Source organism: Streptomyces sp. NPDC015139, from assembly GCF_043079785.1.
GTDB classification, from domain to species: Bacteria; Actinomycetota; Actinomycetes; order Streptomycetales; family Streptomycetaceae; genus Streptomyces; species Streptomyces albidocamelliae.
This window is the reverse complement of record NZ_JBIBUW010000014.1, coordinates 88,770-107,911: the sequence shown is the minus strand read 5'-3', so window position 1 is coordinate 107,911 and position 19,142 is coordinate 88,770. Positions and strand designations below refer to the sequence as shown.

Annotated in this window: 29 protein-coding genes; 28 read left to right on the top strand and 1 reads right to left on the bottom strand. The window is 67.2% G+C overall.

Annotated features, from left to right (window positions below; genetic code table 11):
• Positions 1-95: 95 nt before the first annotated feature.
• Complete coding sequence (locus ACF08B_RS31530) at positions 96-854, bottom strand: Crp/Fnr family transcriptional regulator (protein ID WP_392320518.1); 759 nt, start codon at positions 852-854, stop codon at positions 96-98.
• Positions 855-1,236: 382 nt separating this feature from the next.
• Between ACF08B_RS31530 and rpsL the strand changes: the two genes are divergently transcribed.
• From rpsL to rplO, 28 genes are all read left to right on the top strand, one after another.
• Positions 1,237-1,608, top strand: coding sequence for a 30S ribosomal protein S12 (gene rpsL / locus ACF08B_RS31525; RefSeq protein ID WP_003948652.1), 372 nt, complete (start codon positions 1,237-1,239; stop codon positions 1,606-1,608).
• A 2-nt stretch (positions 1,609-1,610) separates the two neighbouring features.
• On the top strand, positions 1,611-2,081 hold the full coding sequence (gene rpsG / locus ACF08B_RS31520; protein WP_003992340.1) for a 30S ribosomal protein S7: 471 nt from the start codon (positions 1,611-1,613) through the stop codon (positions 2,079-2,081).
• Between the two features lie 39 nt (positions 2,082-2,120).
• Positions 2,121-4,247, top strand: a complete 2,127-nt coding sequence (gene fusA / locus ACF08B_RS31515) for an elongation factor G (RefSeq protein ID WP_093477026.1) — start codon at positions 2,121-2,123, stop codon at positions 4,245-4,247.
• Between the two features lie 156 nt (positions 4,248-4,403).
• The gene (gene tuf, locus ACF08B_RS31510) at positions 4,404-5,597 is read left to right on the top strand and encodes an elongation factor Tu (protein WP_073901448.1); all 1,194 of its coding nucleotides are present in this window, start codon (positions 4,404-4,406) and stop codon (positions 5,595-5,597) included.
• Between the two features lie 240 nt (positions 5,598-5,837).
• On the top strand, positions 5,838-6,197 hold the full coding sequence (locus tag ACF08B_RS31505) for a hypothetical protein (protein WP_392320517.1): 360 nt from the start codon (positions 5,838-5,840) through the stop codon (positions 6,195-6,197).
• Between the two features lie 36 nt (positions 6,198-6,233).
• On the top strand, positions 6,234-8,273 hold the full coding sequence (locus tag ACF08B_RS31500) for a hypothetical protein (RefSeq protein WP_392320516.1): 2,040 nt from the start codon (positions 6,234-6,236) through the stop codon (positions 8,271-8,273).
• A complete protein-coding gene (locus ACF08B_RS31495; protein WP_392320515.1) occupies positions 8,270-8,800 on the top strand; it encodes a hypothetical protein in 531 nt (176 codons plus the stop codon). Before ACF08B_RS31500 ends, ACF08B_RS31495 begins: the two co-directional genes overlap by 4 nt.
• Positions 8,801-9,233: 433 nt before the next feature.
• Complete coding sequence (rpsJ, locus tag ACF08B_RS31490) at positions 9,234-9,542, top strand: 30S ribosomal protein S10 (RefSeq protein ID WP_003948644.1); 309 nt, start codon at positions 9,234-9,236, stop codon at positions 9,540-9,542.
• 17 nt (positions 9,543-9,559) lie between these two features.
• Positions 9,560-10,204, top strand: coding sequence for a 50S ribosomal protein L3 (gene rplC / locus ACF08B_RS31485; RefSeq protein WP_020135811.1), 645 nt, complete (start codon positions 9,560-9,562; stop codon positions 10,202-10,204).
• 8 nt (positions 10,205-10,212) lie between these two features.
• Positions 10,213-10,869: a 50S ribosomal protein L4 gene (rplD, locus tag ACF08B_RS31480; protein ID WP_031167072.1), complete on the top strand. Its 657-nt coding sequence runs from the start codon at positions 10,213-10,215 to the stop codon at positions 10,867-10,869.
• A complete protein-coding gene (gene rplW / locus ACF08B_RS31475) occupies positions 10,869-11,288 on the top strand; it encodes a 50S ribosomal protein L23 (RefSeq protein WP_073901440.1) in 420 nt (139 codons plus the stop codon). The genes rplD and rplW overlap by 1 nt, the downstream gene beginning before the upstream one ends.
• Positions 11,289-11,326: 38 nt before the next feature.
• The gene (rplB, locus tag ACF08B_RS31470) at positions 11,327-12,163 is read left to right on the top strand and encodes a 50S ribosomal protein L2 (RefSeq protein ID WP_031167077.1); all 837 of its coding nucleotides are present in this window, start codon (positions 11,327-11,329) and stop codon (positions 12,161-12,163) included.
• Between the two features lie 12 nt (positions 12,164-12,175).
• Positions 12,176-12,457: a 30S ribosomal protein S19 gene (rpsS, locus tag ACF08B_RS31465; RefSeq protein ID WP_003992359.1), complete on the top strand. Its 282-nt coding sequence runs from the start codon at positions 12,176-12,178 to the stop codon at positions 12,455-12,457.
• A 44-nt stretch (positions 12,458-12,501) separates the two neighbouring features.
• A complete protein-coding gene (gene rplV, locus ACF08B_RS31460) occupies positions 12,502-12,849 on the top strand; it encodes a 50S ribosomal protein L22 (protein ID WP_003974262.1) in 348 nt (115 codons plus the stop codon).
• Entirely contained in the window at positions 12,849-13,670 is an 822-nt protein-coding gene (gene rpsC / locus ACF08B_RS31455; RefSeq protein ID WP_003998826.1) for a 30S ribosomal protein S3, read from the top strand. Before rplV ends, rpsC begins: the two co-directional genes overlap by 1 nt.
• A gap of 5 nt (positions 13,671-13,675) precedes the next feature.
• The gene (gene rplP / locus ACF08B_RS31450; RefSeq protein WP_073901439.1) at positions 13,676-14,095 is read left to right on the top strand and encodes a 50S ribosomal protein L16; all 420 of its coding nucleotides are present in this window, start codon (positions 13,676-13,678) and stop codon (positions 14,093-14,095) included.
• The gene (gene rpmC, locus ACF08B_RS31445; RefSeq protein WP_030174543.1) at positions 14,095-14,319 is read left to right on the top strand and encodes a 50S ribosomal protein L29; all 225 of its coding nucleotides are present in this window, start codon (positions 14,095-14,097) and stop codon (positions 14,317-14,319) included. The genes rplP and rpmC overlap by 1 nt, the downstream gene beginning before the upstream one ends.
• Positions 14,319-14,603, top strand: a complete 285-nt coding sequence (rpsQ, locus tag ACF08B_RS31440) for a 30S ribosomal protein S17 (protein WP_014674375.1) — start codon at positions 14,319-14,321, stop codon at positions 14,601-14,603. The genes rpmC and rpsQ overlap by 1 nt, the downstream gene beginning before the upstream one ends.
• Before the next feature lie 98 nt (positions 14,604-14,701).
• A complete protein-coding gene (gene rplN / locus ACF08B_RS31435; protein WP_003998823.1) occupies positions 14,702-15,070 on the top strand; it encodes a 50S ribosomal protein L14 in 369 nt (122 codons plus the stop codon).
• A 2-nt stretch (positions 15,071-15,072) separates the two neighbouring features.
• Entirely contained in the window at positions 15,073-15,396 is a 324-nt protein-coding gene (gene rplX / locus ACF08B_RS31430; RefSeq protein ID WP_030671805.1) for a 50S ribosomal protein L24, read from the top strand.
• A complete protein-coding gene (gene rplE / locus ACF08B_RS31425) occupies positions 15,396-15,953 on the top strand; it encodes a 50S ribosomal protein L5 (protein ID WP_066995712.1) in 558 nt (185 codons plus the stop codon). Before rplX ends, rplE begins: the two co-directional genes overlap by 1 nt.
• A gap of 5 nt (positions 15,954-15,958) precedes the next feature.
• Entirely contained in the window at positions 15,959-16,144 is a 186-nt protein-coding gene (locus tag ACF08B_RS31420; protein ID WP_003948630.1) for a type Z 30S ribosomal protein S14, read from the top strand.
• Positions 16,145-16,356: 212 nt separating this feature from the next.
• Positions 16,357-16,755: a 30S ribosomal protein S8 gene (rpsH, locus tag ACF08B_RS31415; protein ID WP_007384075.1), complete on the top strand. Its 399-nt coding sequence runs from the start codon at positions 16,357-16,359 to the stop codon at positions 16,753-16,755.
• 24 nt (positions 16,756-16,779) lie between these two features.
• Positions 16,780-17,319, top strand: a complete 540-nt coding sequence (gene rplF / locus ACF08B_RS31410; RefSeq protein WP_071373346.1) for a 50S ribosomal protein L6 — start codon at positions 16,780-16,782, stop codon at positions 17,317-17,319.
• 3 nt (positions 17,320-17,322) lie between these two features.
• Positions 17,323-17,706: a 50S ribosomal protein L18 gene (gene rplR / locus ACF08B_RS31405; RefSeq protein ID WP_073901437.1), complete on the top strand. Its 384-nt coding sequence runs from the start codon at positions 17,323-17,325 to the stop codon at positions 17,704-17,706.
• A 39-nt stretch (positions 17,707-17,745) separates the two neighbouring features.
• Positions 17,746-18,354, top strand: a complete 609-nt coding sequence (gene rpsE / locus ACF08B_RS31400) for a 30S ribosomal protein S5 (RefSeq protein WP_030671799.1) — start codon at positions 17,746-17,748, stop codon at positions 18,352-18,354.
• Complete coding sequence (rpmD, locus tag ACF08B_RS31395) at positions 18,354-18,536, top strand: 50S ribosomal protein L30 (protein WP_055418359.1); 183 nt, start codon at positions 18,354-18,356, stop codon at positions 18,534-18,536. Before rpsE ends, rpmD begins: the two co-directional genes overlap by 1 nt.
• Positions 18,537-18,538: 2 nt before the next feature.
• Positions 18,539-18,994 (top strand): 50S ribosomal protein L15, encoded by a 456-nt coding sequence (gene rplO, locus ACF08B_RS31390; protein WP_023547373.1) that lies wholly within the window; start codon positions 18,539-18,541, stop codon positions 18,992-18,994.
• Positions 18,995-19,142: the final 148 nt, after the last annotated feature.

The following is a 19,142-nucleotide window of genomic DNA, read 5'->3' as shown; positions in this document are numbered from 1 at the left end:
GGGCTGCGGGGGCGTGAGGACGGATGACCCACTTGGACTGTGACCGTGTGCACAGACGGCGCCCGGGCCCGTGGCCGGCGCCGTGCGCGGGCCGCTCACTCCGGCGCCTCCGCCCGCGCGATCCGGCGCAGCACGTCCGGTCGTACGATCACCAGCGCCCGGCGGCCGGTGCGGACCACATCGCGTTCCCGCAGGTCCTTCAGGAGCCGCTGCACCGCCTCGCGCGACGCGCCCACCGAGCCGGCCAGCTCCTGCTTGCTCAGCGGTACGGCCAGCTCGACACCGTCACCGGTGCGGCGGCCGTGGGTGCGGGCGAGGTCGAGCAGCAGGGTCGCGAACCGTTCGCGGACGGACAGGGAGGCGAACTCCAGCCGGCGCCGGTCGGCGGCGCGGGTGCGGTCCGAGGTGAGCCCGAGCAGGGCGAACGAGACGGCGGGGGAGTCCGCCAGGAACTGCGTGAAACGCTCGCGCTGGACGGCCACGGCCCGTACCCGCTCCAGCGCCGTCACGGTGGCCGAGCGGGTCCGGCCGGTCAGCGCGGCCGACTCGCCGATGACGTCACCCGGCCCGCGCAGCGCGAGCAGGGCTTCGTAGCCGTTCGCGGCCGCCGCGGTGACCTTCGTCCAGCCGTCCACGACGAACAGCACGTGCGCGGACGGCTCCCGCTGGCGCAGGAGCACGGCCCGGGGCGCGAAGTCCAGGCCGTGGCCGAGCGCGAGCAGCGCGGCCCGGTCCGCCCGTTCCAGCCGGGCCAGGAACGGCACCCGGTCGTCGAGTCCGTCGTCCCCCGGTGTGTCCTCCGGTGCCCCGGCCGGCGTCTGCCGCGGTAACGCGTGCGGTATCTCCCCCGTCATCCAACCTCGCCCCCAAGCGGAACAGCGACCGCTCAACGTACAGAGGCGGCGGGCCGCGCGGGACGGGAACGGGCGGGATTCACGCGGACGGGCCACGGGCCCTCCACGAGGAAGCGGGACATGTCCGGCGTGTCGGGGCGCACTCCATTTGTTTTGACCGAAGTCCGTGAGGTAGGTACGCTCAGACCTTGTGCCTGGGGTGTGCCCTGGCTCTCGTGCGTGCCTTCAAACCGCATGGCGAGCTGTGAACGGCCACCGTAATCCGCGCCCCTTTCGCCTCACGGCGGGAGCGGGAGTCTGCGGGATTCGACACACCCGACCGCGTGGGTCGGAGAAGTTCCAGGTTAGCTGTACCTATCGGCACACAGAAACCGGAGAAGTAGTGCCTACGATCCAGCAGCTGGTCCGTAAGGGCCGGCAGGACAAGGTCGAGAAGAACAAGACGCCCGCACTCGAGGGTTCCCCTCAGCGTCGTGGCGTCTGCACGCGTGTGTTCACGACCACCCCGAAGAAGCCGAACTCGGCCCTCCGTAAGGTCGCGCGTGTGCGTCTGACCAGCGGCATCGAGGTCACGGCCTACATTCCGGGTGAGGGACACAACCTGCAGGAGCACTCCATCGTGCTCGTGCGCGGCGGCCGTGTGAAGGACCTGCCGGGTGTTCGCTACAAGATCATCCGTGGCTCCCTCGACACCCAGGGTGTCAAGAACCGCAAGCAGGCCCGTTCCCGCTACGGCGCCAAGAAGGAGAAGTAGAAATGCCTCGTAAGGGCCCCGCCCCGAAGCGCCCGGTCATCATCGACCCGGTCTACGGTTCTCCTCTGGTGACGTCGCTCATCAACAAGGTGCTGCTGAACGGCAAGCGCTCCACCGCCGAGCGCATCGTCTACGGCGCCATGGAGGGTCTGCGTGAGAAGACGGGCAACGACCCGATCATCACGCTGAAGCGCGCGCTGGAGAACATCAAGCCGACCCTCGAGGTCAAGTCCCGCCGTGTCGGTGGTGCGACGTACCAGGTTCCGATCGAGGTCAAGCCCGGTCGCGCCAACACGCTCGCGCTGCGCTGGCTGGTCGGTTACTCCCGCGCCCGTCGCGAGAAGACCATGACCGAGCGTCTGCTCAACGAGCTTCTCGACGCCTCCAACGGCCTGGGTGCCGCTGTGAAGAAGCGCGAGGACACGCACAAGATGGCCGAGTCCAACAAGGCCTTCGCGCACTACCGCTGGTAGTCGCTACCCACATCGAGACCGAGAGAAGACTGAAGCCTTATGGCTACCACTTCACTTGACCTGGCCAAGGTCCGCAACATCGGGATCATGGCCCACATCGACGCGGGCAAGACGACCACCACCGAGCGGATCCTGTTCTACACCGGTGTGTCCTACAAGATCGGTGAGGTCCACGACGGCGCTGCCACCATGGACTGGATGGAGCAGGAGCAGGAGCGTGGCATCACGATCACCTCTGCTGCCACCACCTGTCACTGGCCGCTCGAAGACGTCGATCACACCATCAACATCATCGACACCCCGGGTCACGTCGACTTCACCGTCGAGGTGGAGCGCTCCCTGCGCGTGCTCGACGGTGCCGTGACGGTGTTCGACGGCGTCGCCGGTGTCGAGCCCCAGTCCGAGACGGTGTGGCGTCAGGCGGACCGCTACGGCGTCCCGCGTATCTGCTTCGTCAACAAGCTCGACCGGACCGGTGCCGAGTTCCACCGCTGCGTCGACATGATCACTGACCGCCTGGGCGCTCAGCCGATCGTGATGCAGCTGCCGATCGGTGCCGAGGCCGACTTCAAGGGCGTCATCGACCTCGTGACGATGAAGGCCCTGGTCTGGTCCGCCGAGGCCACCAAGGGCGAGATGTACGACACCGTCGACATCCCGGACACGCACACCGAGGCTGCCGAGGAGTACCGCGGCAAGCTGCTCGAGGCCGTGGCCGAGAACGACGAAGAGATCATGGAGCTGTACCTGGAGGGCGAGGAGCCTTCCGTGGAGCAGCTGTACGCCGCGATCCGTCGTATCACCATCGCGTCCGGCAAGGGCACCGGCACCACCGTGACCCCGGTGTTCTGCGGCACCGCGTTCAAGAACAAGGGCGTCCAGCCCCTGCTCGACGCGGTCGTGCGCTACCTGCCGTCCCCGGTCGACATCGAGGCCATCGAGGGCCACGACGTCAAGGACCCCGAGGTCGTCGTCAAGCGCAAGCCGTCCGACGAGGAGCCCCTCTCGGCGCTGGCGTTCAAGATCATGAGCGACCCGCACCTCGGCAAGCTCACCTTCGTCCGGGTCTACTCGGGCCGCCTGGAGTCCGGCACCTCGGTGCTGAACTCCGTCAAGGGCAAGAAGGAGCGCATCGGCAAGATCTACCGCATGCACGCCAACAAGCGTGAGGAGATCGAGTCGGTGGGCGCCGGCGACATCGTCGCCGTCATGGGCCTGAAGCAGACCACCACCGGTGAGACGCTGTCCGACGACAAGAACCCGGTGATCCTGGAGTCCATGGACTTCCCGGCCCCGGTCATCCAGGTCGCCATCGAGCCCAAGTCGAAGGGCGACCAGGAGAAGCTCGGCGTCGCGATCCAGCGCCTGGCCGAGGAGGACCCGTCGTTCCAGGTCCACTCGGACGAGGAGACCGGCCAGACCATCATCGGTGGTATGGGCGAGCTGCACCTCGAGGTGCTGGTCGACCGTATGCGCCGTGAGTTCAAGGTCGAGGCCAACGTCGGCAAGCCGCAGGTGGCGTACCGCGAGACGATCCGCAAGGCCGTCGAGCGCGTCGACTACACCCACAAGAAGCAGACCGGTGGTACCGGTCAGTTCGCGAAGGTGCAGATCGGCATCGAGCCGCTCGAGGGTGGCGACACCTCGTACGAGTTCGTGAACAAGGTGACCGGTGGTCGTATCCCGAAGGAGTACATCCCTTCGGTCGACGCCGGTGCACAGGAGGCCATGCAGTTCGGCATCCTCGCCGGCTACGAGATGACCGGTGTCCGTGTCATCCTCCACGACGGCGCCTACCACGAGGTCGACTCCTCCGAGCTCGCCTTCAAGATCGCCGGTTCGCAGGCCTTCAAGGAGGCCGCGCGCAAGGCCAGCCCCGTGCTGCTCGAGCCGATGATGGCCGTCGAGGTCACCACGCCCGAGGACTACATGGGCGAGGTCATCGGTGACATCAACTCCCGCCGTGGTCAGATCCAGGCCATGGAGGAGCGGGCTGGTGCCCGCGTCGTGAAGGGCCTCGTGCCCCTGTCGGAGATGTTCGGCTACGTCGGCGACCTCCGCAGCAAGACGTCGGGTCGCGCAAGCTACTCGATGCAGTTCGACTCCTACGCCGAGGTTCCGCGGAACGTCGCCGAGGAGATCATCGCGAAGGCCAAGGGCGAGTAACGCACCGCGTTAACACGCCGTAGGCTTGACTCCGGAGCCTCAAGGGGCATTCCACCGTGAACATGGAGGAATGCCCCGGGTTCCGGGCCTTTACAGCAAAGATCACCTGGCGCCGATGAAGTAAGGCGTACAGAACCACTCCACAGGAGGACCCCAGTGGCGAAGGCGAAGTTCGAGCGGACTAAGCCGCACGTCAACATCGGCACCATCGGTCACATCGACCACGGTAAGACGACCCTCACGGCCGCCATTACCAAGGTGCTGCACGACGCGTACCCGGACCTGAACGAGGCCACCCCGTTCGACAACATCGACAAGGCGCCCGAGGAGCGCCAGCGCGGTATCACCATCTCCATCGCGCACGTCGAGTACCAGACCGAGGCGCGTCACTACGCCCACGTCGACTGCCCGGGTCACGCGGACTACATCAAGAACATGATCACCGGTGCCGCGCAGATGGACGGCGCGATCCTGGTGGTCGCCGCCACCGACGGCCCGATGCCGCAGACCAAGGAGCACGTGCTCCTGGCCCGCCAGGTCGGCGTTCCGTACATCGTCGTCGCCCTGAACAAGGCCGACATGGTGGACGACGAGGAGATCCTGGAGCTCGTCGAGCTCGAGGTCCGTGAGCTCCTCACCGAGTACGAGTTCCCCGGCGACGACGTTCCGGTCGTCCAGGTCTCCGCGCTCAAGGCCCTCGAGGGCGAGCAGCAGTGGGTGGACTCGGTCCTCAACCTGATGAAGGCCGTCGACGAGTCGATCCCGCAGCCGGAGCGCGACGTCGACAAGCCGTTCCTCATGCCGATCGAGGACGTCTTCACGATCACCGGTCGTGGCACCGTCGTCACCGGTCGTATCGAGCGCGGTATCCTCAAGGTCAACGAGACCGTCGACATCATCGGCATCAAGACCGAGAAGACCACCACCACGGTCACCGGCATCGAGATGTTCCGGAAGCTGCTCGACGAGGGCCAGGCCGGTGAGAACGTCGGTCTGCTCCTCCGTGGCATCAAGCGCGAGGACGTCGAGCGCGGCCAGGTCATCATCAAGCCGGGCTCGGTCACCCCGCACACCGAGTTCGAGGCGCAGGCCTACATCCTGTCCAAGGACGAGGGTGGCCGCCACACGCCGTTCTTCAACAACTACCGTCCGCAGTTCTACTTCCGTACGACGGACGTGACCGGCGTCGTGACCCTCCCCGAGGGCACCGAGATGGTCATGCCGGGTGACAACACCGAGATGACGGTGTCGCTCATCCAGCCCGTCGCCATGGAAGAGGGCCTCAAGTTCGCCATCCGTGAGGGTGGCCGCACCGTGGGCGCCGGCCAGGTCACCAAGATCGTCAAGTAAGTTCGCTTGCTTGCGGGTCACCAGCTGACCTGAAGGTCTCCGACCTGGGAGAGGCCCGTACGACTTCGGTCGTACGGGCCTCTTCGTGTTCTCCCCGGGCCCGGTCCCGCGCCGCGTCAACGTGCGTCGGTGAAAACCCACCGTGACGAAGATCCACGCAAGCGGGTTGAACCCGCCGGATGGTGAATCCGACGGCGGGCCGCCCGGAGCGGGTGGCCGCAGTACCGCGAGGGGTGAGCGATGGGCGGACCGTCCGCCGGCCACGGGCCGCAGAACCTGGTCTCCACGCCGGCCGAGAAGCGTGCGGCGGCGAAGGCCGTGGAGGACCGCATCGAGCCGGACACCGGCCGGGCCGGGCGGTGGGCGGACGACGAGACCGGGGCCGCCGTGAAGGCGTTCGGCGCACGCGACGGAGACGGCTGGCTGACGGCCGGAGCACTGCGCGCCGCCCACGAGACCTGGTCCGGGCAGGTGAAGAACCTGCTGGACCGGCTGGGCGCGGAGAAGGACGCGCTGCGGGCCACGAACACCGTGCTGACGAGCGCGGACATCGGCACCGGCGGCGCGCTGCGGCAGCTGTCCGCGCTGGACCGGTACTGACGGGGGCGGCCGCGGATGCCGACGTACCACGAGATCATGACCGCCGACCTCGGCACCCTGACCGCCGCGGCCGAACGCTGGGACGGCATGGCGGGGGAGTTCGCCAAGCAGGAGCGCGCCTACCGGACCGGCGTGTACGGCGTCTCCGCCGGCCCCGCGGCCTGGGCCGGCATGAGCGCGGAGGCGGCGCACGGGCGCTTCGCCGTCACGCTGAAGGAGTTCGCCTACGCCCAGACGGAGGCGAAGGCCGTCGCCTCCCTCCTGCGGGACGCGCACGCCCAGTTCGTGGATCTGAGGAGCCGGCTGACGGCCGTGCGGAGAGAGGCGACCGCGGCGGGCCTGCGGGTCTCGGACCGCGGCCTGGTGTCCGCCGACCCGGGGGGCGGACACGCGTCCGGCTCCGGGGGAGGGCACGAGCCGGACGTCCACTCCTGGCAGGCCCGCATCGACAAGGCGGTCCGTGACGTCACCGACGCGGACACGGGTGTGCGGACCGCGCTGAAGGCGGTGGTCGTCGACTCCGACCCGCCGGCCGGGGGCCGGGGCTTCAACGGCAGGGCGATGGGGGACGTCGAGAAGTACGAGGCGGTGGAGGCCGACCGGCTCCTCGCCCGCCTGAGCCGGGGCGCACACCTCTCGGACCGCGAACTCGCCGAACTGGAGCGGGCGTTCCGTGACAACGCCGACGACGTGGAGTTCTCCCGCACGCTCCTGGACGGCCTGGGAGCCGACGGCACGATCCGGCTGACGAACCAGCTGAACGACCTCCTCCAGGTACGGGGCGGGCTGAGCGGCGCGTCCCTGCGGGCCTGCTCCGCGATCGAGACCGGTCTGGCGGACTCACTGGCCACGGCGGCGCGGGACACGCACTCGGAGTGGTACCGGCGGTGGCGGGCGGAGATGCGGGAGGCGGGGGTCGAGCGGGCCGCCACGGACGCGCAGGGCGCCCGCCTGGACCAGGCGGTGGGCTACCAGTCCCTGGTGACGCTGATGCGGCACGGGCACGGCTACGCGCCGGGCATGCTGGAGGACCTCACCGACGACATGATCGCCGCGGAACGCCGGGAGCCCGGCATCTGGCGGCTGAAGGGCACCTACGCCGGCCGGCACGACGGCTGGTTCGCCAACGACCCGGTGGACGGCGCGCTCGGGCTCATGAGCCGGGATCCGGGTACGGCGGCGCACTACCTGTCCGACGAGGCCCGCATGACGTACCTGCTGAAGGACCGGGACTGGGACGTCACGCTGCACGTGCGGGAGGGCCCGACGGCCACCCGGTACGTGGCCGGGCCCGACGCGGACGACCGGGCGGGCCTCGGGGCGGCGCTCCAGGCCGCGGCCACGGGGATCGACCCGTCGGACAGGCACGCGCACTACGTCTCCCACGGCGCGCCGAACGAGACGGTCCTCCGGTCCGCGCTGCACCAACTCGCCGACCGCGGCGACGAGTTCCCTCCGTCCCTACGGCGCCCGATGGCGGCCGTCCTGGTCAACCACGGCGCGACGGTCCACGCGTCCATGAGCGAGATCGACATCGCCCATTCCCCACTGGACCAGGGCGAACTCTTCGAGGTGACGAAACAGGTGTCCAAGGACGAGGGGGCGTACGGGGCGCTGAACGGGGGGCTGAACCAGGCGATGGTCTCCACCATCCACGCGGACCACGGCCACTCCGCGGACTCGCTGACGCGGGCCGGCCGCACGGTGGGTTTCCTGGAGGAGGCCCGCCTCCAGGCCCAGGGCGACCCCAAGACGGCCGAGTTCGAGGCGAAGCCGCTCTTCGACAAGGCGATCAGCTACATCCCGGTCGCGAGCGACGATGTGCAGGCGGGGTTCGATTACGTCACCGACAAGTGGCTGGAGGACGAGCAGGAGAGGCTGGATGAGAAGCAGGCGGACGCCAACTTCCAGGCCTACTCCGCGAGGAACGGCCAGCTCATGGCTCTCGCGGCGGAATGGCGGAAGACGCACCACGTGGCCGATGCCACGTACTTCAACCCCAGACAGGAGATCAGCGACTCGGCTGATGCCGGGATCGGTCACGCGCGTGGTGTATCCGGGGAGCGGCCGCGATGAAGAAGAGCCTCCGTGCGTTCCTCGGCTGGTCAGCGCTGGCGCAATGTGTCGTCAGCTCTTGTGCCGGTCCTGCTGACCACGCCGTTCCGGGGCAGATCTGTGGTACTTCCGTTTCCAGTCGGCTCACCCGCCCCCTGCTGACGTCCACGGACGATCTGCGGGAGTTCAGCCGAGTCGACCGGACCGAGGCGGTCACCGCGCCGTGCATGCTGCAATCCGGCGAGCACGCTGTTCTCGGTCTGCGCTTCGCCTGGGACGATGCCCCCACGGACCTCGCGTACCTGGCCGGGAGCCGTGTGTCACGCATCGCCGAACCGCGTACTGTCCCGTTCCCGTTCAAAACGATCGTCGGCAACGACGGTGCCATCTCGCAGACCCCCTGCAAAACCAACGGCGGCCGTTACTTCACTCTCACCCTGCAGCTGCCGCAGGTCCGGCTCGGGGATCGTAGTCGGCGGGAGGACATCGAGGCGTTCATGCGGGCCTACTTCCCCGCCACCGTCGCCACGCTCGGTTGCGGGACGTAGCCGTGTGCCGGGGTTTGACGTGCGTCACGCTCGGGGTAATCTCTTCGGCTCGATTGGCCAGCGACCCGCCCCATATGGCAGACTGTCCGAGTTGCTCGGTCGAGTGTTGATGCTGCGCGCCTCCCGCCGGGAGGACCGGAAGCGAGTCCCACAGTACTCGTCGCCCTAACTGCCACCACGGCAGCACTGGGGCGGACGTACGGGAATCTTCCGGGAAGTGTGGGCGCATCACCGGCCAGGCGCCCGGTGGGCCCGAGGCCCCCGGTCCGCGGTTCCGGAAGGGCCGTCGCATTCCCCGCAGGGATGTTCGAACAAGGGACATCTGTGTCAGCGGGAGCGCGACACACCCGACCGCGTGGGTCGGAGGAACGACGGCAGCAGAAGGAATCCACCGGGTTCCGGAGCGTTAAAGAGACAGGACTACTGAGTAGCCATGGCGGGACAGAAGATCCGCATCCGGCTCAAGGCCTACGACCACGAGGTCATCGACTCCTCGGCGAAGAAGATCGTCGAGACGGTGACCCGAACTGGTGCGTCGGTCGCGGGCCCGGTGCCGCTGCCCACTGAGAAGAACGTGTACTGCGTCATCAAGTCGCCGCACAAGTACAAGGACTCGCGCGAGCACTTCGAGATGCGCACGCACAAGCGCCTGATCGACATCCTCGACCCCACCCCCAAGACCGTTGACTCTCTGATGCGACTCGACCTCCCGGCCGGTGTCGACATCGAGATCAAGCTCTGAGGGTCGGTGAGCTGAGAATGGCTAAGCAGATCAAGGGCATCCTGGGCGAGAAGCTCGGTATGACGCAGGTGTGGGACGAGAACAACCGTGTTGTTCCGGTCACCGTCGTCAAGGCCGGCCCCAACGTCGTCACCCAGGTCCGTACGAACGATGTCGACGGCTACGAGTCCGTCCAGATCGCTTTCGGCGAGATCGACCCGCGCAAGGTGAACAAGCCCCTCAAGGGCCACTTCGCCAAGGCCGACGTCACTCCCCGCCGCCACCTCGTCGAGATCCGTACCGCTGACGCCAGCGAGTACACCCTCGGCCAGGAGATCACCGCCGAGGTGTTCGAGGCCGGCATCAAGGTCGACGTGACCGGCAAGAGCAAGGGCAAGGGCTTCGCCGGTGTCATGAAGCGTCACAACTTCAAGGGCCTCGGCGCCGGACACGGCACCCAGCGCAAGCACCGCTCGCCCGGTTCCATCGGTGGCTGCGCCACCCCGGGCCGCGTGTTCAAGGGCCTCCGCATGGCGGGTCGCATGGGCAACGAGCGGGTCACCACCCAGAACCTGACCGTCCACGCCGTTGACGCGGAGAAGGGTCTGCTGCTCATCAAGGGCGCGGTTCCCGGTCCGAACGGCGGCCTCGTCCTGGTCCGCACCGCGGCCAAGGGGGCCTGAGGTAACCGATGAGCACTGTTGACATCCTTTCGCCGGCTGGCGAGAAGGCCGGTTCCGTCGAGCTCCCCGCGGAGATCTTCGACGTGGAGAAGATCAGCATCCCGCTGATCCACCAGGTCGTCGTCGCGCAGCTGGCCGCTGCCCGTCAGGGCACGCACAAGACCAAGACCCGTGGCGAAGTCCGTGGTGGTGGCAAGAAGCCGTACCGCCAGAAGGGCACCGGCCGCGCCCGTCAGGGCTCGACCCGTGCGCCGCAGTTCGCCGGTGGTGGCGTCGTGCACGGTCCCGTGCCGCGTGACTACTCGCAGCGCACCCCGAAGAAGATGAAGGCCGCGGCCCTGCGCCACGCCCTCACCGACCGGGCGCGTCACAACCGCATCCACGTCGTCTCCGGCGTGGTCGAGGGCGCGAACCCCAGCACCAAGGCCGCCAAGAGCCTGTTCGGCAAGATCAGCGAGCGCAAGAACCTGCTCCTGGTCGTCGACCGTGCCGACGAGGCCGCGTGGCTGTCCGCCCGCAACCTGCCCCAGGTCCACATCCTGGAGCCGGGCCAGCTGAACACGTACGACGTTCTCGTCTCGGACGACGTGGTCTTCACCCAGGCCGCTTTCGAGTCCTTCGTGTCTGGCCCCAAGGCCGCTGACACCGAAGGGAGCGAGGCCTGATGGCTACGCGTCACCCGAGCATTGCCTCGAAGGCGGCCAAGGCCGCCAAGGCCGCGCGCGTCGCCAAGGCGCGTCGCCACGCCACCGAGGGCAAGAACACCGTCGAGACCCCGCTGAGCAAGTCGTACACGGACCCCCGTGACGTCCTGCTGAAGCCGGTCGTCTCCGAGAAGAGCTACGCGCTCATCGACGAGAACAAGTACACGTTCATTGTCGACCCGAACGCGAACAAGACCCAGATCAAGCAGGCCGTCCAGGCGGTCTTCGACGTCAAGGTCACCGGGGTCAACACGATCAACCGCCAGGGCAAGCGCAAGCGCACGAAGACCGGTTTCGGTCAGCGTGCCGCCACCAAGCGCGCGATCGTGACCCTCGCCGAGGGCGACCGTATCGACATCTTCGGCGGTCCGACCGCGTAAGCGGGTCGGATCGTCCGATATCGGACGAGGACTGAGAAATGGGAATCCGCAAGTACAAGCCGACTACGCCGGGCCGTCGTGGCGCCAGCGTCGCCGACTTCGTCGAGGTCACGCGGTCCACGCCGGAGAAGTCGCTGGTCCGCCCCCTGCACAGCAAGGGCGGCCGTAACAACGCCGGTCGTGTGACCGTTCGCCACCAGGGTGGCGGACACAAGCGCGCCTACCGCGTGATCGACTTCCGTCGTCACGACAAGGACGGCGTGCCGGCGAAGGTCGCGCACATCGAGTACGACCCCAACCGCACCGCGCGCATCGCGCTGCTGCACTACGCCGACGGCGAGAAGCGCTACATCCTCGCCCCGCGCAACCTGCAGCAGGGTGACCGCGTCGAGAACGGTCCCGGGGCCGACATCAAGCCGGGCAACAACCTGGCCCTCCGCAACATCCCGGTCGGTACCACGATCCACGCGATCGAGCTCCGTCCCGGTGGCGGTGCCAAGTTCGCCCGCTCCGCGGGTGCCTCCGTGCAGCTGCTCGCGAAGGAGGGCTCGATGGCCCACCTCCGCATGCCGTCCGGTGAGATCCGCCTGGTCGACGTCCGCTGCCGCGCCACCATCGGCGAGGTCGGCAACGCCGAGCAGAGCAACATCAACTGGGGTAAGGCCGGCCGTAAGCGGTGGCTGGGCGTTCGCCCGACCGTCCGTGGTGTCGTGATGAACCCGGTTGACCACCCGCACGGTGGTGGTGAGGGCCGGACCTCCGGTGGTCGCCACCCTGTGTCCCCGTGGGGCAAGAAGGAAGGCCGTACTCGTTCGCCCAAGAAGGCGTCGAACAAGTACATCGTCCGCCGCCGCAAGACGAACAAGAAGCGCTAAGGACGGGTTGAGATGCCTCGTAGCCTGAAGAAGGGGCCCTTCGTCGACGACCACCTGATCAAGAAGGTGGACGCCCAGAACGAAGCCGGCACCAAGAACGTCATCAAGACCTGGTCCCGCCGCTCCATGATCGTCCCGGCCATGCTGGGCCACACGCTCGCGGTGCACAACGGCAAGACCCACATCCCGGTGTTCGTCACCGAGTCGATGGTCGGTCACAAGCTCGGCGAGTTCTCGCCGACGCGCACCTTCCGGGGTCACGTCAAGGACGACCGGAAGTCGAAGCGCCGCTAACCGCGGATCGCATTCAGACACGTAAGTAACTGAGAGGGACAACCATGGAAGCCAGGGCCCAGGCGCGGTACATCCGCGTTACGCCCATGAAGGCCCGCCGCGTGGTGGACCTTATCCGTGGCATGGATGCCACGGAGGCTCAGGCGGTCCTGCGATTCGCTCCGCAGGCCGCCTCCGTGCCCGTCGGCAAGGTGCTCGACAGCGCCATCGCCAACGCCGCGCACAACTACGACCACACCGACGCCGACAGCCTCTTCATCTCCGAGGCGTACGTCGACGAGGGCCCGACCCTGAAGCGGTTCCGACCGCGTGCCCAGGGCCGTGCCTACCGGATCCGCAAGCGGACCAGCCACATCACCGTGGTCGTCAGCAGCAAGGAAGGAACCCGGTAATGGGCCAGAAGGTTAACCCGCATGGGTTCCGGCTCGGTGTCACGACCGACTTCAAGTCGCGTTGGTACGCCGACAAGCTGTACAAGGACTACGTCAAGGAAGACGTCGCCATCCGTCGGATGATGACGTCCGGCATGGAGCGCGCCGGTATCTCGAAGGTTGAGATCGAGCGCACCCGTGACCGCGTGCGGGTGGACATCCACACCGCTCGTCCGGGCATCGTCATCGGCCGCCGTGGCGCCGAGGCCGACCGCATCCGCGGTGACCTCGAGAAGCTCACGGGCAAGCAGGTCCAGCTGAACATCCTCGAGGTCAAGAACCCCGAGACCGACGCTCAGCTGGTTGCTCAGGCCGTTGCCGAGCAGCTCTCCTCCCGCGTCTCCTTCCGCCGCGCCATGCGTAAGAGCATGCAGTCGGCGATGAAGGCCGGCGCCAAGGGCATCAAGATCCAGTGCGGTGGCCGCCTCGGTGGCGCCGAGATGTCCCGCTCGGAGTTCTACCGCGAGGGCCGTGTGCCCCTGCACACGCTCCGCGCGAACGTGGACTACGGCTTCTTCGAGGCCAAGACGACCTTCGGCCGCATCGGTGTGAAGGTCTGGATCTACAAGGGCGACGTCAAGAACATCGCCGAGGTCCGCGCCGAGAACGCTGCGGCCCGTGCGGGTAACCGCCCGGCCCGTGGCGGTGCAGACCGCCCGGCCCGTGGTGGCCGTGGTGGCGAGCGGCGCGGTCGCAAGCCGCAGCAGGCTGCCGGCGCCGAGGCCCCCAAGGCCGAGGCTCCCGCGTCGGCTCCGGCTGAGAGCACCGGAACGGAGGCCTGACCGAAATGCTGATCCCCCGTAGGGTCAAGCACCGCAAGCAGCACCACCCGAAGCGCAGCGGTATGTCCAAGGGTGGAACGCAGGTTGCGTTCGGCGAGTACGGCATCCAGGCGCTGACCCCGGCGTATGTGACGAACCGTCAGATCGAGGCCGCTCGTATCGCCATGACGCGTCACATCAAGCGTGGTGGCAAGGTCTGGATCAACATCTACCCGGACCGTCCCCTCACCAAGAAGCCTGCCGAGACCCGCATGGGTTCCGGTAAGGGTTCGCCGGAGTGGTGGATCGCCAACGTCAAGCCCGGACGCGTGATGTTCGAGCTGTCGTACCCCAACGAGAAGATCGCCCGTGAGGCGCTCCTTCGCGCGGCCCACAAGCTGCCGATGAAGTGCCGGATCGTCAAGCGCGAGGCAGGTGAAGCGTGATGTCGGCCGGTACCAAGGCGTCCGAGCTGCGCGAGCTGGGCAACGAGGAGCTTCTGGGCAAGCTCCGCGAGGCCAAGGAAGAGCTGTTCAACCTCCGCTTCCAGGCGGCGACCGGTCAGCTCGAGAACCACGGTCGGCTGAAGGCCGTCCGTAAGGACATCGCGCGGATCTACACCCTGATGCGTGAGCGCGAGCTGGGCATCGAGACGGTGGAGAGCGCCTGATGAGCGAGAGCAACGTGACTGAGAACACTGAGGCCCGTGGCTTCCGTAAGACCCGTGAGGGTCTCGTCGTCAGCGACAAGATGGACAAGACCGTCGTCGTCGCCGTCGAGGACCGTGTGAAGCACGCGCTGTACGGCAAGGTCATCCGTCGTACGAACAAGCTCAAGGCGCACGACGAGCAGAACGCCGCGGGTGTCGGCGACCGTGTCCTCCTCATGGAGACCCGGCCGCTGTCCGCGACGAAGCGCTGGCGCGTCGTCGAGATCCTCGAGAAGGCCAAGTAATTCCTGCGGGCAAACCCGCAGGTCAGTTCCGCCAGGCTCGGCAGGGGTCCTCGATCTGAGGCCCCTGCCGGGAACCGGCAGACGATCAGGAGATAGACGTGATCCAGCAGGAGTCGCGACTGCGCGTCGCCGACAACACTGGTGCGAAGGAGATCCTTTGCATCCGTGTGCTCGGTGGCTCCGGTCGCCGCTACGCGGGCATCGGTGACGTCATCGTCGCCACCGTCAAGGACGCGATCCCCGGCGGCAACGTGAAGAAGGGTGACGTCGTCAAGGCGGTCATCGTTCGCACCGTCAAGGAGCGCCGCCGTCCGGACGGCTCGTACATCCGCTTCGACGAGAACGCCGCCGTCATTCTGAAGAACGACGGCGACCCTCGCGGCACCCGTATCTTCGGCCCGGTCGGCCGTGAGCTGCGCGAGAAGAAGTTCATGAAGATCATCTCGCTCGCGCCGGAGGTGCTGTAAGCATGAAGATCAAGAAGGGCGACCTGGTCCAGGTCATCACCGGTAAGGACAAGGGCAAGCAGGGCAAGGTCATCGCGGCCTACCCCCGCGAGGACCGCGTCCTGGTCGAGGGTGTCAACCGGGTCAAGAAGCACACCAAGGCCGGTCCGACCGCTCGCGGTTCGCAGGCCGGCGGCATCGTCACGACCGAGGCGCCGATCCACGTCTCCAACGTCCAGCTGGTCGTTGAGAAGGATGGCAACAAGGTCGTCACGCGTGTCGGTTACCGCTTCGACGACGAAGGCAACAAGATCCGCGTTGCCAAGCGGACGGGTGAGGACATCTGATGGCTACCACCACCACTCCGCGTCTGAAGCAGAAGTACCGCGAGGAGATCGCGGGCAAGCTGCGTGACGAGTTCAAGTACGAGAACGTCATGCAGATCCCCGGCCTCGTCAAGATCGTGGTCAACATGGGTGTGGGCGACGCCGCCCGCGACTCCAAGCTGATCGAGGGTGCCATCCGCGACCTCTCCACGATCACCGGCCAAAAGCCGCAGGTCACCAAGGCCCGCAAGTCCATCGCGCAGTTCAAGCTGCGTGAGGGCCAGCCGATCGGTGCCCACGTCACGCTCCGTGGCGACCGCATGTGGGAGTTCCTGGACCGCACCCTGTCGCTCGCGCTCCCGCGCATCCGCGACTTCCGCGGCCTGTCCCCCAAGCAGTTCGACGGCCGTGGCAACTACACCTTCGGTCTCACGGAGCAGGTCATGTTCCACGAGATCGACCAGGACAAGATCGACCGTACCCGGGGCATGGACATCACCGTGGTCACCACGGCGACCAACGACGCTGAGGGCCGCGCGCTCCTTCGTCACCTCGGCTTCCCGTTCAAGGAGGCGTGAGCGAGATGGCGAAGAAGGCTCTGATTGCCAAGGCTGCTCGCAAGCCCAAGTTCGGTGTGCGTGGCTACACGCGCTGCCAGCGCTGCGGCCGTCCGCACTCCGTGTACCGCAAGTTCGGCCTCTGCCGCGTGTGCCTTCGTGAGATGGCTCACCGTGGCGAGCTGCCGGGCGTGACCAAGAGCTCCTGGTAATCCCCGTAATCAGGGATTTCCGGAGCTCTCGGTAAGCATCTGGGTCGGCAGGGGCCCTTCTCCACATGCCGTAGGCTTGTGGGGTTGGGCGTCTGCCGCGCCCTTACGACTTACTACGCCGTAGGTCCACCGCGCCGCACCCGCCCCGTCTCGGATCGGGGAGAGGGATGGCGCACCAGGAAACCCCGGCGAGAGAGGCCGAAGGCCAATTCATGACCATGACTGATCCGATCGCAGACATGCTTACGCGTCTGCGGAACGCGAACTCGGCATACCACGACTCCGTGACGATGCCGGCATCGAAGATCAAGTCGCACATCGCGGAGATCCTCCAGCAGGAGGGCTTCATCACGGGCTGGAAGGTCGAGGACGCCGAGGTCGGCAAGAACCTCGTTCTCGAGCTGAAGTTCGGCCCGAACCGTGAGCGCTCCATCGCGGGCATCAAGCGGATCTCCAAGCCCGGTCTCCGGGTGTACGCGAAGTCCACCAACCTGCCGAAGGTGCTGGGCGGCCTCGGCGTGGCGATCATCTCCACGTCGCACGGGCTCCTCACCGACAAGCAGGCCGGCAAGAAGGGCGTGGGTGGGGAAGTCCTCGCCTACGTCTGGTAGCGGAAGGGAACGGAGGAAACAGCTATGTCGCGTATTGGCAAGCTCCCCATCACGGTTCCCGCCGGCGTGGACGTCACCATCGACGGCCGTACGGTCTCGGTCAAGGGCCCCAAGGGTTCGCTGACCCACACCGTCGTCGCGCCGATCGACATCGTCAAGGGTGAGGACGGCGTGCTCAACGTCACCCGTCCGAACGACGAGCGTCAGAACAAGGCCCTCCACGGCCTGTCCCGCACGCTGGTGGCGAACATGATCACCGGCGTGACCCAGGGTTACGTGAAGAAGCTCGAGATCAGCGGTGTCGGTTACCGCGTGACGGCCAAGGGCTCGAACCTCGAGTTCGCGCTCGGCTACAGCCACCCGATCGTCGTCGAGGCGCCCGAGGGCATCACCTTCAAGGTGGAGACCCCGACCCGCTTCCAGGTCGAGGGCATCGACAAGCAGAAGGTCGGCGAGGTTGCGGCCAACATCCGCAAGCTGCGCAAGCCCGACCCGTACAAGGCCAAGGGCGTCAAGTACGAGGGCGAAGTCATCCGCCGCAAGGTCGGAAAGGCGGGTAAGTAAGCCATGGCATACGGGCAGAAGATCCTCAAGGGCGACGCCTACAAGCGCGCCGCGATCAAGCGCCGTCACATCCGGATCCGCAAGAACCTTTCCGGTACGGCGGAGCGTCCCCGTCTGGTCGTTACCCGCTCCAACCGCCACATCGTGGCGCAGGTGATCGACGACCTCAAGGGCCACACCCTGGCGTCCGCGTCCACTCTGGACGCGTCCGTCCGCGGTGGCGAGGGCGACAAGTCCTCGCAGGCCAAGCAGGTCGGCGCCCTGGTCGCCGAGCGTGCCAAGGCCGCCGGTGTCGAGGCTGTCGTGTTCGACCGTGGTGGCAACCAGTACGCCGGGCGCATCGCCGCCCTGGCGGACGCCGCCCGCGAAGCCGGGCTCAAGTTCTGAGCCTGCCGTAGCTAGCGGAAACAGAGAGAGGTAATTCCAATGGCTGGACCCCAGCGCCGCGGTGGCGGTGCCGGTGGCGGCGAGCGGCGGGACCGGAAGGGCCGTGACGGCGGCGCTGCTGCCGCCGAGAAGACCGCGTACGTTGAGCGCGTCGTCGCGATCAACCGCGTCGCCAAGGTTGTGAAGGGTGGTCGTCGCTTCAGCTTCACCGCGCTGGTCGTGGTGGGCGACGGTGACGGCACCGTGGGTGTCGGTTACGGCAAGGCCAAGGAGGTGCCGGCCGCCATCGCCAAGGGTGTTGAGGAGGCCAAGAAGCACTTCTTCAAGGTCCCCCGTATCCAGGGCACCATCCCGCACCCGATCACGGGTGAGAAGGCTGCCGGCGTCGTGCTGCTCAAGCCCGCGTCCCCCGGTACCGGTGTTATCGCCGGTGGTCCGGTGCGCGCCGTGCTCGAGTGCGCCGGTATCCACGACGTCCTGTCGAAGTCGCTCGGCTCGTCGAACGCGATCAACATCGTGCACGCGACCGTGGAGGCCCTGAAGGGCCTGCAGCGTCCCGAGGAGATCGCGGCCCGCCGTGGTCTGCCGCTCGAGGACGTCGCCCCCGCGGCTCTGCTGCGTGCGCGTGCCGGGGCTGGTGCTGCGTAATGGCTCAGCTCAAGATCACGCAGGTCAAGTCCTACATCGGCAGCAAGCAGAACCACCGTGACACCCTGCGCTCCCTTGGTCTCAAGGGCATCAACACGCAGGTCGTCAAGGAGGACCGCCCCGAGTTCCGCGGCATGGTGCAGACCGTCCGCCACCTCGTGACGGTCGAGGAGGTCGACTGATCATGGCGGAGCAGAACCCGCTGAAGATCCACAACCTCCGTCCCGCCCCGGGCGCCAAGACCGCCAAGACCCGTGTGGGTCGTGGTGAGGCGTCGAAGGGTAAGACGGCCGGTCGTGGTACGAAGGGTACGAAGGCCCGTTACCAGGTTCCGGAGCGCTTCGAGGGTGGCCAGATGCCGCTCCACATGCGCCTTCCGAAGCTGAAGGGCTTCAAGAACCCGTTCAAGACCGAGTTCCAGGTCGTGAACCTCGACAAGCTGGCCGCGCTCTACCCCGAGGGTGGCGAAGTCACCGTCGAGGGTCTGGTGGCCAAGGGCGCCGTTCGCAAGAACAGCCTCGTCAAGGTGCTCGGCCAGGGCGAGATCTCCGTGGCGCTGCAGGTGACGGTCGACGCCGTCTCCGGCTCCGCCAAGGAGAAGATCACCGCCGCCGGCGGTACGGTCACCGAGCTGGTCTGAGTCCCTCGGACTTCTCGATGACGTGAGCGATCCCGACCGGGGATACCCCACAAATGGGGTATCCCCGGTCGGTCGTTCCTAGGGCGGTGCTCTCGCCGGTAAGGTGGCCTGCACTGCCCACTTTCGATGGGTGCCTCCGATGGGGCAC

What these genes read in the sequence shown, in the direction of transcription:
- ACF08B_RS31530 (WP_392320518.1), bottom strand. Translation starts at nt 854, where the DNA reads ATGACGGGGGAGATACCGCACGCGTTACCGCGGCAGACGCCGGCCGGG.
- rpsG (WP_003992340.1), top strand. Translation starts at nt 1,611, where the DNA reads ATGCCTCGTAAGGGCCCCGCCCCGAAGCGCCCGGTCATCATCGACCCG.
- fusA (WP_093477026.1), top strand. Translation starts at nt 2,121, where the DNA reads ATGGCTACCACTTCACTTGACCTGGCCAAGGTCCGCAACATCGGGATC.
- ACF08B_RS31505 (WP_392320517.1), top strand. Translation starts at nt 5,838, where the DNA reads ATGGGCGGACCGTCCGCCGGCCACGGGCCGCAGAACCTGGTCTCCACG.
- ACF08B_RS31500 (WP_392320516.1), top strand. Translation starts at nt 6,234, where the DNA reads ATGACCGCCGACCTCGGCACCCTGACCGCCGCGGCCGAACGCTGGGAC.
- ACF08B_RS31495 (WP_392320515.1), top strand. Translation starts at nt 8,270, where the DNA reads ATGAAGAAGAGCCTCCGTGCGTTCCTCGGCTGGTCAGCGCTGGCGCAA.
- rpsJ (WP_003948644.1), top strand. Translation starts at nt 9,234, where the DNA reads ATGGCGGGACAGAAGATCCGCATCCGGCTCAAGGCCTACGACCACGAG.
- rplC (WP_020135811.1), top strand. Translation starts at nt 9,560, where the DNA reads ATGGCTAAGCAGATCAAGGGCATCCTGGGCGAGAAGCTCGGTATGACG.
- rplD (WP_031167072.1), top strand. Translation starts at nt 10,213, where the DNA reads ATGAGCACTGTTGACATCCTTTCGCCGGCTGGCGAGAAGGCCGGTTCC.
- rplW (WP_073901440.1), top strand. Translation starts at nt 10,869, where the DNA reads ATGGCTACGCGTCACCCGAGCATTGCCTCGAAGGCGGCCAAGGCCGCC.
- rplB (WP_031167077.1), top strand. Translation starts at nt 11,327, where the DNA reads ATGGGAATCCGCAAGTACAAGCCGACTACGCCGGGCCGTCGTGGCGCC.
- rpsS (WP_003992359.1), top strand. Translation starts at nt 12,176, where the DNA reads ATGCCTCGTAGCCTGAAGAAGGGGCCCTTCGTCGACGACCACCTGATC.
- rplV (WP_003974262.1), top strand. Translation starts at nt 12,502, where the DNA reads ATGGAAGCCAGGGCCCAGGCGCGGTACATCCGCGTTACGCCCATGAAG.
- rpsC (WP_003998826.1), top strand. Translation starts at nt 12,849, where the DNA reads ATGGGCCAGAAGGTTAACCCGCATGGGTTCCGGCTCGGTGTCACGACC.
- rplP (WP_073901439.1), top strand. Translation starts at nt 13,676, where the DNA reads ATGCTGATCCCCCGTAGGGTCAAGCACCGCAAGCAGCACCACCCGAAG.
- rpmC (WP_030174543.1), top strand. Translation starts at nt 14,095, where the DNA reads ATGTCGGCCGGTACCAAGGCGTCCGAGCTGCGCGAGCTGGGCAACGAG.
- rpsQ (WP_014674375.1), top strand. Translation starts at nt 14,319, where the DNA reads ATGAGCGAGAGCAACGTGACTGAGAACACTGAGGCCCGTGGCTTCCGT.
- rplX (WP_030671805.1), top strand. Translation starts at nt 15,073, where the DNA reads ATGAAGATCAAGAAGGGCGACCTGGTCCAGGTCATCACCGGTAAGGAC.
- rplE (WP_066995712.1), top strand. Translation starts at nt 15,396, where the DNA reads ATGGCTACCACCACCACTCCGCGTCTGAAGCAGAAGTACCGCGAGGAG.
- ACF08B_RS31420 (WP_003948630.1), top strand. Translation starts at nt 15,959, where the DNA reads ATGGCGAAGAAGGCTCTGATTGCCAAGGCTGCTCGCAAGCCCAAGTTC.
- rpsH (WP_007384075.1), top strand. Translation starts at nt 16,357, where the DNA reads ATGACCATGACTGATCCGATCGCAGACATGCTTACGCGTCTGCGGAAC.
- rplF (WP_071373346.1), top strand. Translation starts at nt 16,780, where the DNA reads ATGTCGCGTATTGGCAAGCTCCCCATCACGGTTCCCGCCGGCGTGGAC.
- rplR (WP_073901437.1), top strand. Translation starts at nt 17,323, where the DNA reads ATGGCATACGGGCAGAAGATCCTCAAGGGCGACGCCTACAAGCGCGCC.
- rpsE (WP_030671799.1), top strand. Translation starts at nt 17,746, where the DNA reads ATGGCTGGACCCCAGCGCCGCGGTGGCGGTGCCGGTGGCGGCGAGCGG.
- rpmD (WP_055418359.1), top strand. Translation starts at nt 18,354, where the DNA reads ATGGCTCAGCTCAAGATCACGCAGGTCAAGTCCTACATCGGCAGCAAG.
- rplO (WP_023547373.1), top strand. Translation starts at nt 18,539, where the DNA reads ATGGCGGAGCAGAACCCGCTGAAGATCCACAACCTCCGTCCCGCCCCG.